At 63.9% G+C, this 14,611-nt stretch carries 14 protein-coding genes; 6 read left to right on the top strand and 8 right to left on the bottom strand.

All coding sequences use genetic code 11. From position 1 onward, the window contains the following. Positions 1 to 22 precede the first annotated feature (22 nt). Positions 23 to 865, top strand: coding sequence for a YflT domain-containing protein (locus FPY90_RS06890; RefSeq protein ID WP_498684673.1), 843 nt, complete (start codon positions 23 to 25; stop codon positions 863 to 865). A 165-nt stretch (positions 866 to 1,030) separates the two neighbouring features. Here FPY90_RS06890 and FPY90_RS06885 read toward each other — a convergent pair whose 3' ends face one another. Further along, entirely contained in the window at positions 1,031 to 2,581 is a 1,551-nt protein-coding gene (locus tag FPY90_RS06885) for an aminopeptidase P family protein (RefSeq protein WP_498684672.1), read from the bottom strand. Positions 2,582 to 2,800: 219 nt separating this feature from the next. Here FPY90_RS06885 and FPY90_RS06880 point away from each other — a divergent pair, with 219 nt between their 5' ends. From FPY90_RS06880 to FPY90_RS06870, 3 genes are all read left to right on the top strand, one after another. After that, entirely contained in the window at positions 2,801 to 3,661 is an 861-nt protein-coding gene (locus FPY90_RS06880; protein ID WP_498684670.1) for a PHP domain-containing protein, read from the top strand. Positions 3,662 to 4,315: 654 nt separating this feature from the next. Then, complete coding sequence (locus FPY90_RS06875) at positions 4,316 to 5,998, top strand: sodium:solute symporter family protein (RefSeq protein ID WP_498684668.1); 1,683 nt, start codon at positions 4,316 to 4,318, stop codon at positions 5,996 to 5,998. A 23-nt stretch (positions 5,999 to 6,021) separates the two neighbouring features. Then, a complete protein-coding gene (locus FPY90_RS06870; protein WP_220093978.1) occupies positions 6,022 to 6,153 on the top strand; it encodes a putative transporter small subunit in 132 nt (43 codons plus the stop codon). A gap of 150 nt (positions 6,154 to 6,303) precedes the next feature. Here the strand turns inward: FPY90_RS06870 and FPY90_RS06865 are convergent, their stop codons facing one another. The 6 genes from FPY90_RS06865 to FPY90_RS06840 all read right to left on the bottom strand — a co-directional run bounded on the left by FPY90_RS06865 (position 6,304) and on the right by FPY90_RS06840 (position 12,740). Beyond that, complete coding sequence (locus FPY90_RS06865) at positions 6,304 to 7,275, bottom strand: hypothetical protein (protein ID WP_498684664.1); 972 nt, start codon at positions 7,273 to 7,275, stop codon at positions 6,304 to 6,306. Between the two features lie 40 nt (positions 7,276 to 7,315). Next, entirely contained in the window at positions 7,316 to 7,702 is a 387-nt protein-coding gene (locus tag FPY90_RS06860; protein ID WP_498684663.1) for a DUF6318 family protein, read from the bottom strand. 332 nt (positions 7,703 to 8,034) lie between these two features. Further along, positions 8,035 to 8,202, bottom strand: coding sequence for a hypothetical protein (locus tag FPY90_RS06855; RefSeq protein ID WP_175475365.1), 168 nt, complete (start codon positions 8,200 to 8,202; stop codon positions 8,035 to 8,037). A gap of 139 nt (positions 8,203 to 8,341) precedes the next feature. Further along, positions 8,342 to 9,199, bottom strand: coding sequence for a DNA-methyltransferase (locus FPY90_RS06850; protein WP_498685528.1), 858 nt, complete (start codon positions 9,197 to 9,199; stop codon positions 8,342 to 8,344). 103 nt (positions 9,200 to 9,302) lie between these two features. Continuing rightward, the gene (locus FPY90_RS06845; protein ID WP_071213084.1) at positions 9,303 to 10,997 is read right to left on the bottom strand and encodes a DEAD/DEAH box helicase; all 1,695 of its coding nucleotides are present in this window, start codon (positions 10,995 to 10,997) and stop codon (positions 9,303 to 9,305) included. Between the two features lie 291 nt (positions 10,998 to 11,288). Further along, positions 11,289 to 12,740: an RNB domain-containing ribonuclease gene (locus FPY90_RS06840; RefSeq protein WP_498684660.1), complete on the bottom strand. Its 1,452-nt coding sequence runs from the start codon at positions 12,738 to 12,740 to the stop codon at positions 11,289 to 11,291. A 76-nt stretch (positions 12,741 to 12,816) separates the two neighbouring features. Between FPY90_RS06840 and FPY90_RS06835 the strand changes: the two genes are divergently transcribed. Next, positions 12,817 to 13,497 carry a ferritin-like fold-containing protein gene (locus FPY90_RS06835; RefSeq protein ID WP_498684657.1) on the top strand — a complete coding sequence of 227 codons (681 nt, stop codon included), beginning with the start codon at positions 12,817 to 12,819 and terminating at the stop codon, positions 13,495 to 13,497. 58 nt (positions 13,498 to 13,555) lie between these two features. Further along, entirely contained in the window at positions 13,556 to 14,272 is a 717-nt protein-coding gene (locus FPY90_RS06830; RefSeq protein WP_498684656.1) for a 4a-hydroxytetrahydrobiopterin dehydratase, read from the top strand. Between the two features lie 72 nt (positions 14,273 to 14,344). On the opposite strand, the gene FPY90_RS06825 is transcribed toward FPY90_RS06830, so the two are convergent. Further along, positions 14,345 to 14,566 (bottom strand): DUF3107 domain-containing protein, encoded by a 222-nt coding sequence (locus FPY90_RS06825; protein ID WP_071213255.1) that lies wholly within the window; start codon positions 14,564 to 14,566, stop codon positions 14,345 to 14,347. Positions 14,567 to 14,611: the final 45 nt, after the last annotated feature.

The raw sequence follows: 14,611 nt of genomic DNA, 5'->3' as shown, positions 1-14,611 counted from the left end.
GCACAACGTGCACAATGGATATATGTCTTCCCCACTTGGTGCGTCCCCGTCCAACCCGAACTCGCTCGGCCTGCCGCGCGGCGAGCTTTTGGGGCGCTACAACACGTACCTGGACGCGCAGAAAGTGGTGGACTACCTGGCCGACAACGACTTCCCGGTCGCGAACCTCACGATCGTGGGCAACGACCTCAAATCCGTGGAGCGGGTCACCGCCAAGCTCAGCTACCCGAAGGTGGCCGCCGCGGGTGCGGCGCAGGGCGCGATGTTCGGCGTGTTCGTCGGCCTGGTGCTGACCATCTTCAGCCCGGGCTCCAATGCGCTGGCGCAGATCCTGTCCTCGGTGGGCATCGGCATGGCCATCTGGATGCTGGTGGGCGTGGTGAGCTACTCGTTCAGGCGCGGCAAGCGCGACTTCGCCTCGCAGTCCCAGGTGCTGGCCACCAGCTACGACGTGGTGGTGTCGTTCTCCCATGCGCATGCTGCACGCGCGATGGCCGCCAAGCTGCCGATGAGCCGCACGGCCGCTGACGCCGGGGTCGGCGCCAACCACGGCACGCACCAGCCTCCGGCGCAGACCCAGGCACCCGCCCAGCCCGAGGCACCCACGGTGCCGTCCGCCCCGTCGACGGGCAGCTATTCGGACCTGCCCGACGGGCGCCCCCAGTTCGGCATCCGGATCCAGGACAACCCACCTGCCGTTGTTCCCGCACCCGAGCCGGCACCCGCACCCGCGCCCGAGCTGGCCGCGGAGCCGGAAACGAAGCCCGAAGCGGACGCACCTGCTGATGGCGATGCACCGGCGCCGAACGGATCGGGCCCAGAGGCGCACAAGCACAACCAGGCGGAACACGGCAAGCACTCCTAGGCCGGGCAGGGCGCGACCCGGCCAAACCGGTACGCGAACCGGAGGGACGCAAGGCCACAGGCGGCCCCGTGATACAACGTGAAACACCAACGGCGGTCCTTCACCCGAAAGGGTGGGGGACCGCCGTTGCCATGCCAGGGGTCATCCGCCGGGTCGCAGCCGGATCTAGCCCTTGCGGACCTGCGCCATCCAGGCCTCGACGTCGGCCGGGGTGCGGGGAAGCGCCGCGGAGAGGTTCACGCATCCGTCGGCCGTGACCAGTACGTCGTCCTCGATGCGCACGCCGATGCCGCGGTATTCCGCCGGCACGGCAAGGTCCTCGTTCTTGAAGTACAGCCCCGGCTCGATGGTGAAGACCATGCCCTCCTCCAGGATCCCGTCCAGGTACAGATCGGCCTTGGCCTGCGCGCAGTCGTGCACGTCCAGGCCCAGGTGGTGGCTGGTGCCGTGCGGCATCCAGCGGCGGTGCTGCTGGCCCTCGGGGGACAGCGCCTCTTCCAGCGACACCGGCAGCAGGCCCCAGGCGTCGAGGTTCCGCGCCAGCACCGTGACGGCGGTGGTGTGCAGGTCGCGGAACCTGGTGCCGGGCTTGGCGACGGCGAAGGCGGCATCGGCCGCGTCGAGCACCGCCTGGTAGATCTTGCGCTGCACCTCCGTGTAGGTGCCGTTGACCGGCAGGGTGCGGGTGACGTCGGCCGTGTACAGCGACTCGGCCTCCACCCCGGCGTCCAGCAGCAGCAGGTCGCCGTCGTTGACGGTGCCGTTGTTGTTGATCCAGTGCAGCACCGTGGCGTTGTTGCCCGAGGCGGCGATGGTGTCGTAACCCAAGTCGTTGCCCTCTTCGCGGGCACGGGCGAAGAAGGCGCCCTCGACCACGCGCTCGCCGCGCTCGTGGGTCATGGCACGGTCCAGCGACTTGACCACTTCGTGGAAGCCGTTGACGGTGGCGGCCACCGACTTCTTCATCTCGCCGATTTCCCAGGCGTCCTTGACCAGGCGGATCTCGCTCAAGGCCTCGGTGAGTTCCCCGTCCAGGGCGTCGGAGGCTTCCAGGTCCACGCCGGTGTTGATGCGGGAGGTGTCGACCAGTGCGTCGCAGTTCAAATCGACATCGCGCAGCAGGCGGATGCGCATGCCGCCGAATTCCACCACGCCGGCATCGGTGGTGATGGCGAACTCCAGGCCGGTGAGGTCTGCGGTGGGCAGGCCCAGGCGGGCCTGCAGCAGGGCCAGGGTCGGGCGCGGGCCAATCCAGAATTCGCCGCTGCGGGCGCTGGAGTAGAACTCCTCGGAATCGCGACCGGCCATCGGGGCGAAGTAGAGCGTGGAAACATGGTTCGAACCGTTGTCCCCGGAACCCTCGGCGGCCGGCTCCATGACCAGGACCGCGTCGGGCTCGTGGTCAAGGCCCAGGCCGGTCAGATGGGCGAAGCCCGAGTGCGGGCGGAAGCGGTAGTCGGTGTCGTTGGAGCGGACCTTGTGCGGTCCGGCCGGAATGACCAGGCGCTCGCCCGGGAAGCGGGCGGAAATCGCGGCGCGGCGATTGGCCGCATACGGTGCCACTTCGTCCTGGCCGGGAAGTTCGGCGGTGTCGGGAGCCCAAGAGGACGCCATGAATGCCTTGAAAGCCTCGGAGTTGGGGCGCTGGGAACGGTTGTTCACGCGCTCTTCGAGGGGCTGGTCGCTGCCGGTGGTGGTGGTTGCATCAGTGCTCATTGACCAATCGTCTCAAAGCCCGGGCGCATACGCCAAGGCGCCCGGCACTGTGCGTGGTGCCAACGCGGGCGCGGCCCCTGATATCGGCCCGATCAGGCACCCCCAGCTGTCCGTCGAAGTCGCGGCATCGACCCACGGTGGTCCCGGAGGTGTTCGTCCCGGGAAGAACACCGGGGGACCGCGCCCGTTGCCAGTCAGGGAGGGGATACCCTGAGAGCTATGCGGATCGACCTTCATGCTCACTCACACGTTTCCGACGGGACGGAGCCTCCCGCCGATTTGGTTGCCTCGGCCAAGCTAGCTGGACTGGACGTGGTTGCCTTGACCGACCACGACCAGACCGCCGGGTGGCAAGAGGCCGGTGAAGCCGCTCTCGAGCTTGGCATCGGGCTGGTCCCGGGGATGGAGATCTCCTGCAAGACGGAGCTCGGCATCAGCGTTCATTTGCTTTCCTACCTGCATGATCCTTCGCATCCGGGGCTGATCGAGGAAATCGACAAGGCCCGCGACGCCCGCATCACCCGCGCGCGGCGCATGGTGGAGTTGCTCGCGGAGGACTACCCGGTGGACTGGGACATGATCTCCCGCCACACGGCCCCCGGCGCAACCATCGGTCGACCACACATTGCCGACGCGTTGGTGACCGCAGGGGTCGTCAGGACGCGCACCGAGGCCTTCGCCCAGGTGCTGACCGCGCGTTCACGCTACTACGTCGGGCATTACGCCATGGATCCGGTGACCGCCGTCAAACTCGTGCGCGAGGCGGGGGGAGTGCCCGTATTTGCGCACCCCGTTGCATCCGCCCGGGGCAGGGTGGTCGGCGAGGAAACATTCGAACAAATGATTGAGGCCGGTTTGCTGGGCCTGGAAATCAACCACCGTGACAACCCGGAAGAAGGCCGGAGGTACTTGCGTTCCATCGCCGCCGAACACGACTTGATCATCACCGGGTCATCCGATTACCACGGCACCGGCAAGCCGAACATGCTTGGTGAAAACACCACCACCGTCGAGATGCTCCAGAGGATTCTCGAAGCAGGTACCGGCACAACCCCGGTGGGCATGCCCGACCTGTTCTGAACAGCTTCTTTCGGAGCACCTCCGCTGCCCGTCCTGAACGGGCAACGGGTTCTTTTTTGGTGCAATTCCCGACTCTGAGCTGTGCGCTGAATGGCTCATCATCCGGCGCGTTATCCACGGTTTCGACGAGCCAAGTTCGTCGCTAAAGATAAGCGGCCGGTATCGCAATAACCAACGCAATAATGATTCGGAGAATTCTATATCTTTCCAATCAGCATTGCCGTTTATGAGTGCATCAGCGTAGGGAGTGGCGGGCCGTTCCCAGCTACGGTGTCCCGGATCGTTACCTCTCCCGCGAGCGATCTCATCGCATTCCTGCTACTATCGTTTTAGTTGCTTCGCTGAGTGAAATATTTTTGTTGAGCTTAGTTCCAAGGTTTCACGAAGCAACTCACAACCACGACGGCATGAGTTTCGCCGTCATATTGGACATGGAACGGCGTCGCGTTGGTGAGGATAACCTCCCGCGACCAATAGCCGAAGTCCAATAGTCCGGCGTGATGACCGGGTGGTTTAGCGCGCTCTGAATGCGTCCACGCCGGATGCCTTGCCGATTTCGTGTACACGAAGTCGATCTCAATTGTGCCCTTTGTTGGCCAGCGCGCATGTAAATAGGAATTTTTCCGGCGGCATTCCTATGATGAGAGGACAGATATGGATCTCCAAAGCGGAGAATATCAACTTCTCGCGGGATCGGTTGTCCTGGGGTTGTTGGTGCTTTTTTACGGAGGCACATTCGTGATGACTCTGTTTATTGGCAAGAAGAAAGAAAATGCCGATGGTTATATGACTGCCGGCAATAAAATTGGATTCGGTGTCTCGGCGGCAAGTATGACCGCGACATGGATATGGGCTGCGTCGATGTACGCTTCGGCTACGTCTGGCTACACCTATGGCATTTCCGGGCCGATTCACTATGGCCTTTGGGGGGCCTTGATGATTCTATTCATCTACCCCTTTGGTCGGAGGATCCGTGCGGTTGCGCCAAAGGCACACACCCTGGCCGAGGTCATGTATGCCCGTCACGGACGGTCCAGCCAGCTCATGCTCGCAGGCTCAAACATCCTGGGCAGCGTCATCTCCCTGACGTCCAACTTCATCGCTGGCGGCGCGCTGATTGCGCTGCTCTCGCCTTTCAGCTTCCGCCAAGGAATCATCGCAGTTGCCGCAGGCATCTTGCTCTACACGCTATGGTCCGGATTCCGTGCCTCGGTGTTGACCGACTTCGCGCAAGTGGTGGCGATGCTCGGTGCAGTGGTCATCATCATCCCGGTGGTGTTCTTTGCCGCCGGAGGACCCGGACTCTTTGAATCCGGCGCCTCGAACCTGACGGTGCAGCAGGCCAACTTCTTCTCGTCCGAGGCATTCCTGAACCAGGGTGCTCCGTACATTGCAGCCGTTCTGGCCTACGCCATCGGCAACCAGACGATTGCCCAGCGGCTCTTTGCCGTGCGTGAGGACCTCATCAAGCCGACCTTCATTACGGCGACCATTGGCTATGGCGCCACGGTGATCGGATTCGGCATGCTCGGCGTCATCGCCCTGTATGCGGGTATCACCCCGATGGACGGCGACACGAACAACCTGATTCCGCAGTTGGCTGTCACTTACCTCGGCCCGGTCCTGCTCTGCGTCTTCTTCATCATGATTCTTGGGTCGTTGTCGTCCACGGCGGACTCGGACCTGGCAGCGCTCTCTTCCATCGCCATGACGGACCTCTACGGCCAGACAGTTGGCAAGAAGAACGTCAAGCCGAAAACCATGTTGCTGGTTGGGCGCATCACCATGATCCTTGCCACCGCTGCGGGTCTCTTCTTCGCCAGCGGCCAGATGAACATCCTGGACCTGTTGGTATTCGTAGGTGCACTCTGGGGAGCGTTGGTTTTCCCGGTCATCGCAAGCTTTTACTGGAAGAAGGTCACCAACAAGGCCTTCACCATCTCAACCCTGGCGGCGCTGGCGTTGTTCGTGCCGGTGCGCTTTGAATGGATCTCGATGTCGGGATTCACCGGATATGCCGTGGACGTTCTCGGAATCGTCGGTGTCGGCGTCGTCCTTGGTCTGATGACCTTTGGCTTCTTCGGATTGAAGGTAGCCCGCATCGTGGGCGTCGTGGCCATTGCCGTCGCTGCTCCGTTCGCAATGGGTGCACTGCATGAGTATGCAGTGCTCAGCGGATCGCTGGTGGCCTATTCAGTCTCGACGATCATCTGTTACGCGATGTCGGTGCGTTCGAAGCAGAACTTCGACTTCAGCACGATCAAGGATCACGTTGGTGACTTCGACCCCATCGAGACGATCAAGCGCGACACCGACCCCGTAGCCAACCGCAAGTAGAGAAAAGGAAGCAGGAGACAACAATGGAAATCTTTTGGTTGACCGTATACGTCCTGATCTGGCCAGTCGTCGTTGCCGGAACCCTCTTCGTGATCACTCGGGCGTTCTTCCGTGAATGGAAGCAGGCCCGCGCCGAGGGCCGCAGCTTGGTCTAGGCGCTCGTCAGTTGGTCCGTAGAGACCACACCTCGACGAGGATTGCTGAAGCCCCGGTATTCTGCCTGTATTGGTAGAACACCGGGGCTTCTTCAATATCGTTTTCGCTTTGTGCGGGCGCCGTGGAATCGGAGGACCGTGTTCATCGGACTACTCCTGGAAGATCGATTTGCAGCCTGGAGCATCATTGTTTTGGTTGCAGTTCTCGGCCACCAAGATCTTTTTGGTCCTCCACACACTCATGGTGATCGGATCACTCGGCACGTTGGCCACACCCGGGATCGGGATCCAGGGCCCATTCTCTGTCGAATATTCTCCCCGGAACCGGGTGCTCAGCCCTACCTTGAAATCACCAGTTTCCTGGTAGACATGGCTCGTGGTGGTTGCTTCGTCAAAGCCACGGTTGATCACACTCTGACCCGGGAAACTCAGACGCTGTGCTGTTCCATCGCCGTAGTTCCAACCGTATGACGTCGGTATTGCCCGAATCCGCACGTGTTGGTCGAAGAGGGTCACTTCGAAGTTCTGTCTTCTCGACTCCGCATACATATGGGCATGCCCGTTACGAAGAGAAAAACCCTCTGGCTGACTGATGATGGCCGATGCGAGGATGGGCAAGCGACGGAATCGTTCGGGAGTTATCTTTGCGATGTCTTGCTCGGCTCCAGGGACTTCCAATTTTGGTTCAACACTGCAGTACGAGCTCGTTCCAACCAGTTGTCCCTTACGTGGTCCGTTTATTGCATAAATCAATCGAACGACGGGATAACTTCCATCTGAACATGGGGGATCAGGATTGGCATCGCATCCAAGCTTCTCCATCAAAGCTGGCTCACATTGACGTAAGTATTCGACCTGGTACTTTAATTTCGGTCCGTACCGGACCTGCTTTGACTTTGAATTGTCTTTGTAAAAAGTTCCGCGTGGCTTATGTACCTTGCCGTCACAGCCTTCCTCATGTGTGTGTCCGCTGTCTCCGCCGAAGGACAGTGAAGAATCACAGGCCGGCCTTGCAACCGAATCCTGAGTAAGGGCCGTTGCGGGTGCTTGCACTGTAAGCGGGGTGGAAAATATCAGGATCATTGCTGAAATGAGGATCAACGCCGAATATAGCCTTTTCATTGAGACTATCTTCCATCTGGATCAACGAACTGGACGTCCACTACCGACCATCCTTGTTGAACGCCAAGTTAAACATTCCGGCTTTAGGCTTGGTTATGGGATCGATCGTACTTTGCAATTTCCCATCAGGAAGATAGACCCGCGTTTCTTCGCGAACGAAGCTGAATGTAGAAACGGCGTTCCCTTTCGCGTTCTTGGCAAGAGTTACAGTCAAGTCGGTCTTGCCTCCAACGTGCCAACCCCCATGTCCTCTATTTCCGTCTGCAGGATCGATGATTTGCGTGGCACATAAATAGCAAGAGCGTTGCGTGACAGCCTTGAGTGGCTTCGTGTCGTACGTCAGGACCGTATAGTCGACAAGCTCGAAGTAGTACTTGGTAAAGGCAGCTATGCCTTCTTCTGAGTTTTTCTTCGCGGCTTCCGGCATCTGGGGGACCGGCCAATTCTTGGCTGGCCCCTTGGAACTGGCAGGTACCGGTGTGGGCGTGGGCTTCGCGGTGGGGCTGGGTGACGATGTCGGGGGCGAACTGCTTGCAGTTGCGGTTGGTGTCGGTGACGTGCCAGTGGACTCGACTGGGGCGGCGTTACCGCCGCATCCTGCCGTTGCCAGGAGGAGCGCACCCGAACTCAAGACAACGATGACTTTTCTGGTTTTCGCAAACATGCCAACGGCCTACGATTCGGTTGGAGTCAATTAGCAGACATCCTAACCCCGTTGCCAAATGATTGGGAGGGGTTGTCCACAGGCCCGGCCGGCCGTCAGGGCTCCTGCTGTTGCTGGTTCATGGTCAGCAGGCTCTGTGCGATGGACAACGTGGACAACGCCTGCACGGACTCCCAGGAGCCGGGCTTGAGCTTGGTCGCCACCTGGAGAGCTTGTTCGGCAAGCATTGCCGCAAGCTGGGCACGCGAATCAATCTCGGTCATGGTGATCACTCCTGAAACGACTGAACCCCAAGTCGCCTCGGGGAATCGAGACAACTTGGGGTTCAGTGTAGCGGCAGATCCAGTGGGTGGACATGGCGTTCACCCGACCGCCGACCAGATGCAGCTTGCGCGCAGGTGCTCAGTCTTCAAACATGCTCAGGACCGTGGCCTTCGGGATGCGCTTGGTCATCACGGCAATCGACTGCGGGTTCTCGTCCACGCAGACAAACCGGCGGCCCAGCGCCTGGGATACGGCCCCGGTGGTGCCGGAGCCGGCGAAGAAGTCAAGGACCCAGTCGCCCTCTCGCGAGCTGGCGTTGATGATCCGGCGCAGGATGCCCTCGGGCTTCTGCGTCGGGTACCCGGTCTTTTCCTTGCCCGTGGGAGAGACGATGGTGTGCCACCAGACATCGGTGGGCAATTTACCGCGCTCGCGCTTTTCGGCGGTGACCAAACCGGGGGCCATGTACGGCTCGCGGTCCACCTCGGCATTGTCGAAGTGGTAGGTCTTCGCGTTCTTCACGTACACCAGGATGTTGTCGTGCTTGGCCGGCCAGCGGGACTTGGCGCGCGCCCCGTAGTCGTAGGCCCAGATGATCTCGTTGAGGAACGATTCTCGGCCGAAGATCGCATCGAGCATCACCTTGGCATAGTGCACCTCGCGGTAGTCGAGGTGCACGTACAAGGTGCCGTCGTCGGCCAACAGCCGCCAGGCCTCGCGCAGGCGCGGTTCCAGGAACGACCAGTAGTCGTCGAAGGCGTCGTCGTAGCTGTGCAGGTCCCCGCGCAGGGTGGAGTAGCTCCGGCCCTGGAAGCCGACCCGGTCGCCCTCGCCGGCGGCCGCGCGGACCGCGGTGGTGACCTGGCGCTTTTGCGTCCGCCCGGTGTTGAACGGGGGGTCGACGTAGATCAGGGTGAATGTTTCGTCCGGAAGAGTCGGCAGGAACGCCGCATTTTCCGCATGGACGATCAGGTTGGGCCCGGTGGGGTCCCACATGCGGGCCGCCATGGCCTCGGCGGGCCCATCGGTTTCCGGCAAGGGATCGGCGATGGGCCCGTCAGGAATGCTGGTCAACGTCATCTAGTGGCTGGGCGTCAATCTACTCGGCGTCGTTGTTGGTCACGACTTCGCCGTCGCGGCGGCGGGTGCGGCTGCGGGTGCGGTTGCGGGCCGGGCGATCGGCGGCGGCAGCGGACTGCTCACCGGCATCGGCGGCATCGGCGGCGACGGCCGTTTCGCGGTGGCGTTCGCCCTCGCGTGCCGGACGGTCCGAACGGCCGCGCGAATGGCCGTGGCGTCCGCCGCGCTCACCGCTGTTGCTGCGTTCCGAACGGTCAGAGCGCTCCGTGCGTTCGCCGCGTCGCCCGCCCTCGGAGGAACGGCCGCCGGAACGCGGGGCGTTCTTCTTGCCGGTCTCGCCCAGGTCCTCGAGCTTCTCTCCGGCTAGGCCCTCGAGCTTGCGCGCGTGGCGCGGCAGGCGGCCCTTGGTGCCGGCGGGGATGTTCAGGTCCGCATAGAGGTGCGGGGAGGAGGAGTAGGTTTCCACCGGGTCGGTGACGTTCAGGCCCAGGGCCTTGTTGATCAAACCCCAGCGCGGAACGTCTTCCCAGTCCACGAAGGTCACGGCGGTGCCCTTGTTGCCGGCGCGGCCGGTGCGGCCCACGCGGTGCAAGTAGGTCTTCTCGTCTTCAGGGCACTGCAGGTTGATCACGTGGGTGACGTCGTCAACGTCGATGCCGCGGGCAGCGACGTCGGTGGCGACCAACACGTCGACCTTGTTGTTGCGGAAGGCGCGCAAGGCCTGCTCGCGGGCGCCCTGGCCCAGGTCGCCGTGCATGGCGCCGGCGGCGAAACCGCGATCGATCAGCTCGTCGGTCAGCTTGGCTGCCGAGCGCTTGGTCTTGGTGAAGATGATGGTCCGGCCGCGGCCTTCGGCCTGCAGGATGCGGGCGACGACCTCGTCCTTGTCCAGCTGGTGGGCGCGGTAGACGACCTGGCGGATGTCCTTCTTGGTGATGGAGTCGTCGTCCGGGTCCGCGGCGCGGATGTGCGTCGGCTTGGTCATGTAGCGGCGGGCCATCGCGATGACCGGGCCGGGCATGGTGGCCGAGAAGAGCATGGTCTGGCGGATCGCGGGGGTCGCGGCCAGCAGGGTCTCGACGTCGGGCAGGAAGCCCAGGTCAAGCATCTCGTCGGCCTCGTCGAGGATCACGATGCGCACGTTCTTGAGGTTCAGGTGGCGCTGGCGGTGCAGGTCGATCAGGCGCCCGGGGGTGCCGACCACGATCTCGACGCCGTTGTTCAGCTGCTCGATCTGCGGTTCGTAGGCACGTCCGCCGTAGATCGTGGCGATGCGGGCGTTGCGCTTGGTGGCTGCCTTGGCGATGTCGGTGGCGACCTGGACCGCGAGTTCGCGGGTCGGGGCGACGATCAGGGCCTGCGGGGCGCCGGGGACCGGGAGCTTGTCGTAGCCCTCGTCGTCCGGGCCGATCACGCGCTGCAGCGCGGGGATGCCGAAGCCGAAGGTCTTGCCGGTGCCGGTCTTGGCCTGGCCGATGATGTCGTGCCCGCCCAGCGCGACCGGGAGGGTCATCGACTGGATCGGGAAGGGGTGGATGATCCCGGCGTCCGTCAGGGACTCGACGATGTCGGCGCGCACGCCGAAGTCGGCGAAGGTCAGCTGCGGGATTTCGTGCGGGGTTTCATCGGTGGACAGGGTTTCTTCGATGTCCACTGCCTCAGACGCCGAATCGGCGGTGAGCTGGTGTTCTGTATTCAACACAGGGGGTCTCATTCGTTTAGGCACCTTGGGAAAGGGGTGCTCGACGACCGTTCCCGTGACTTCCGGGAAGGAGGGGTCGGAGGTCCACCACAATCGAGGTGCTTCCAGCGGAGCCGATCGCAGGCTTAGCTAGCGGTCAAGTGGATCTGACCACGTGGGGCGCGGAAGTCGCTGGGTAATCCCGCATGAATTCTTTTCAAGGTACGCGACCGGGCATCCTTGTATACCGTTCAAGCATATCGTGCACCGGGTCAAATCGCGGTATTTGCCGACCGGGCCTCGCCGCCGGGCCCGGAGCAGACGCTAGGCGCCCACGATGCGGAAGAGCACCTTGCGGCTGGCCGGGTCCGCATGCACCAGTTCCACCTCAACCTGCACCCCGGCCTGCGAGCTGCCCTCGAACGGAGCCATGACGGCGGGGGATTCCAGCTGGAGGGTCCCCAGCGAGCGGTGGTTGCCGTTGGAGGATTCCCCGGAAGCGGTCAGGGTCACCGCACGGAAGCGTTCGCCCACGCGGTGGGCCAGCGAGGCGGCCTCCACGGTGTCGATGGCCGCGCGTTCGATCTTGTTCACGACGCGGTTGGAGTCGTTCATCAATTCCGGCAGCGTCGGCAGCGCCTCGCGCAGTCCCCGGGGAACTTCCTGGCCGGTGACCGCGTAGGAGCAGACCAGCAGCGCGAAGCGGTCCACCAGCCGGCGCAACGGGGCCGTGGTGTGTGCGTAGGGCGCGGCGATGGCGGCCTGGACGGTGTCCCGGGGCAGTTCGCCGTCGATCGCGGTGTAGGTGGCGCCGCGAAACAGGCTGGTGGCCTGGTGCATCAGGGCAAGCTGCCGCGGGTCGGCCAGGTCCAGCGAGCGCAGGAACTCGCCATAGGGCTGGGTCGGCTCCCACACGGCGCCCAGCGCCTTGGCCTGGAGCCGGAAGATGTCGATGTCCTTCTGGGCCGGGGCGGGCATGGTGCGCAGCAGCCCGACCCTCGCCTCGAGCATGATGCGGGCCGCCTCCATCCCGGTCATGAGGGAGACCTGCGCGTTCCAGTCCTCCACCGGCAGCGGGGCGTCGGAGACGATCTTGTAGGTGCCGTCGATGCATTCGACCTCCTGGGAGGGGATGCGCAGCGAGGCCCCGCCGCGGGCCCGTTCCAGTTCGATGCGCTTGAGCCCGACCTCGCGCAGCAATTGCAGCATTTCGCTGGCCGTGCCCGCGTCGAGGGACTCCTGGACGCCGACGTAGCTGAGCTTCTCCCGGCTGCGGACGATGGCCCGCTGCAGGCCGGTGCCGGTGACCGCGCCTTGGCCATCGAGGGTGAAGGTCCACAGGTAGGCGCTGCGGTCCCGGTTCGGCAACAGCGAACCGGCGTCCTCGCTGATGGATTCGGGGTGCAGCGAGATCCGCCGGTGCGGCAGGTACACGGTCTGCCCGCGCAGCCTGGTCTCCGCGTCGAGGGTGCCGCCGAGGGCCACGAAGCCGGGCACGTCGGCGATCGCATAGTGCACCAGGTAGCCGTCGTCGCTGCGCGACAGGTGCAGGGCCTGGTCCAGGTCGGTGGAGCTGGCCGGGTCGATGGTGACCAGCTCGATGTCTCGCTTGTCGATGGCCGGCAGCTCGAAGTCCGCGATCGCGCGCTCGGCCTCCTCCAGCACCTCGGCCGGGAATTCGGAACGAACCTCGAACTCCGTTTCCAGGGCCTTGAGGGCCTGGGCCAGTGCGGTGCTCCGGGCCTCGGGGGTCAATGCGATGTATTGGTGGCTCACAACGCCAGCATAACCACCCGGCCGCCGCCATGGCATCGACGTGCCGAGCGTGTTGGGCCCCGAGTACGCTGAACCCATGACCAAAACACCCTTGACCTATGGCTCGGCGGCCGCAGCCGACGACGCGGAGCTGGCCCTGATGGGGCTGATCGCCTACCAGGAACTGACGGCCTTCGAGCACCTGTCCTCCGACGCGCGGCTGTCGCCGACCCTGGTGGACCGCGAAACCCTGGGCCGCTTCGCCGTGAAGGAGTTCGGGCACTTCGAGATGGTGCGCGAGCGCATTGCCGAGCGAGGACTGGACCCGCAGGAGGTCATCGAGCCGTTCATGGCCTCGCTGGACGAGATGCATCGGCGGACCAAGCCGGGGGACTGGTACGAGTCGCTGACCAAGGCGTATGTGATCGACGGGGTCGCCGCCGACTTCTACGCGCTGATTGCCTCCGGGCTGGAAGCGGAGGTGCGGACCCTGGTGCACGAGGTCAAGACGTCCGAGGCGAACACCGAGTGGTTGCGCGAGCGGCTGCAACTGGCCATCACCGACCATCCCGAGCGGGCCTCGCGCCTGGCGCTCTGGGGCCGGCGGCTGCTGGGCGAGGCGCTGACCCAGGCCAGGGAGATCGGCGAGAAGTACGACTACTGGGGTGCCCTGCAGCTTCAGGGCCCCGATGGCCGCGGCCAGGAAATGACGCGGCTCTTTGCCCGGCTGGTGGAGAACCACTCGCGGCGCATGCGCCAGCTGGGGATGACCGCCTGAGCCTGCCCGCTTGGGCCTGCCCCGTGCCGCCCGCCCGCGCCGGGGCACACACCGACCAATGACAGCACCACAAGAAACGAGAACCACCACCATGGGCCTTGACAAGGACTCACCCACCCGCCTCCTGACCGACTACGAGATCGCCAGGGCGCTGAAGGAACTGCCGTCGTGGAGGAAGCGGGAAGGAGCGCTGGTCTGCGCCTGGGCGTTCCCGGACACCCGGGAAGCCGTCGACTTCCTCGCACTGGTGGCGGAGGCCGCCGAGCACCAGGGCCACCACCCGGATGTCGATTGGCGGGCGAGCACCATCTTCCTGCGGACCACCTCCCACGACGTGGGCGACGAAGTCACCCTGCGCGACGTGGCCCTGGCGTCGCTGCTTGAATTCGCCGCCTCCGACTCGGGCGCCGTCGCGGTGCCCGACCGCCACCAGGACGTCGCCCTGGGCATCGAGACGCAGGATCCGGCCAGGTTGGAGGACTTCTGGACCGGTGCCATGGGCTACCGCAGGGGACGCGACGGGTTCCTGGTGGATCCCGAGGGCCGCAACCCGCGGATCCGCTTCGAGGACACCGCAACGCCACGTGCCAACCGCATCCACGTCGAGAAGTTCATTTCCCATTCCGGGCTGGAAGCGCTCCAGGAAGCACTTCAGCCGCACGCAGGCGCCGGGGACCGGACCCACGCGCCGGCCCTGAGCATCTACACGGACGCCGACGGCAACCGCGTGGGCCTGAACACCGAGCTGAGCGACGAACCGCCGGCGTTCCAGTAGCCCCGGCGGAGGCTTAAACAGGTGGGGAGGAACGGTTTACCGTTCCTCCCCACCTGCCTGGCGACCCGGTGCCTAGTGGGCGAAGCCCACGCGGCGTGCTTCCTCGACACCGATTTCGACATACGCGATGCCCGCGACGGGCACCAGCATGAGGCGGCCCTTGGAGTCGGTGAGGCGGAGTTCCCCGCCTGCTGCCAGCGCGTCGGAAACGCGCTTGGCCAACTCCTCGGCGTCCTCGGCGGACTCGATCACGATCTCGCGGGCAACATTCTGAATTCCAATGCGAACGTCCATGGTGGCCTTCCTGGTTTGTTGCATGTGCCGGAGCCCGGTGGCGCC

Source organism: Arthrobacter sp. C2, assembly GCA_024207135.1.
Lineage (GTDB): Bacteria > Actinomycetota > Actinomycetes > Actinomycetales > Micrococcaceae > Paeniglutamicibacter.
Note: the sequence above shows the minus strand (reverse complement) of the source record. Positions and strands in the feature narration are given on the sequence as shown.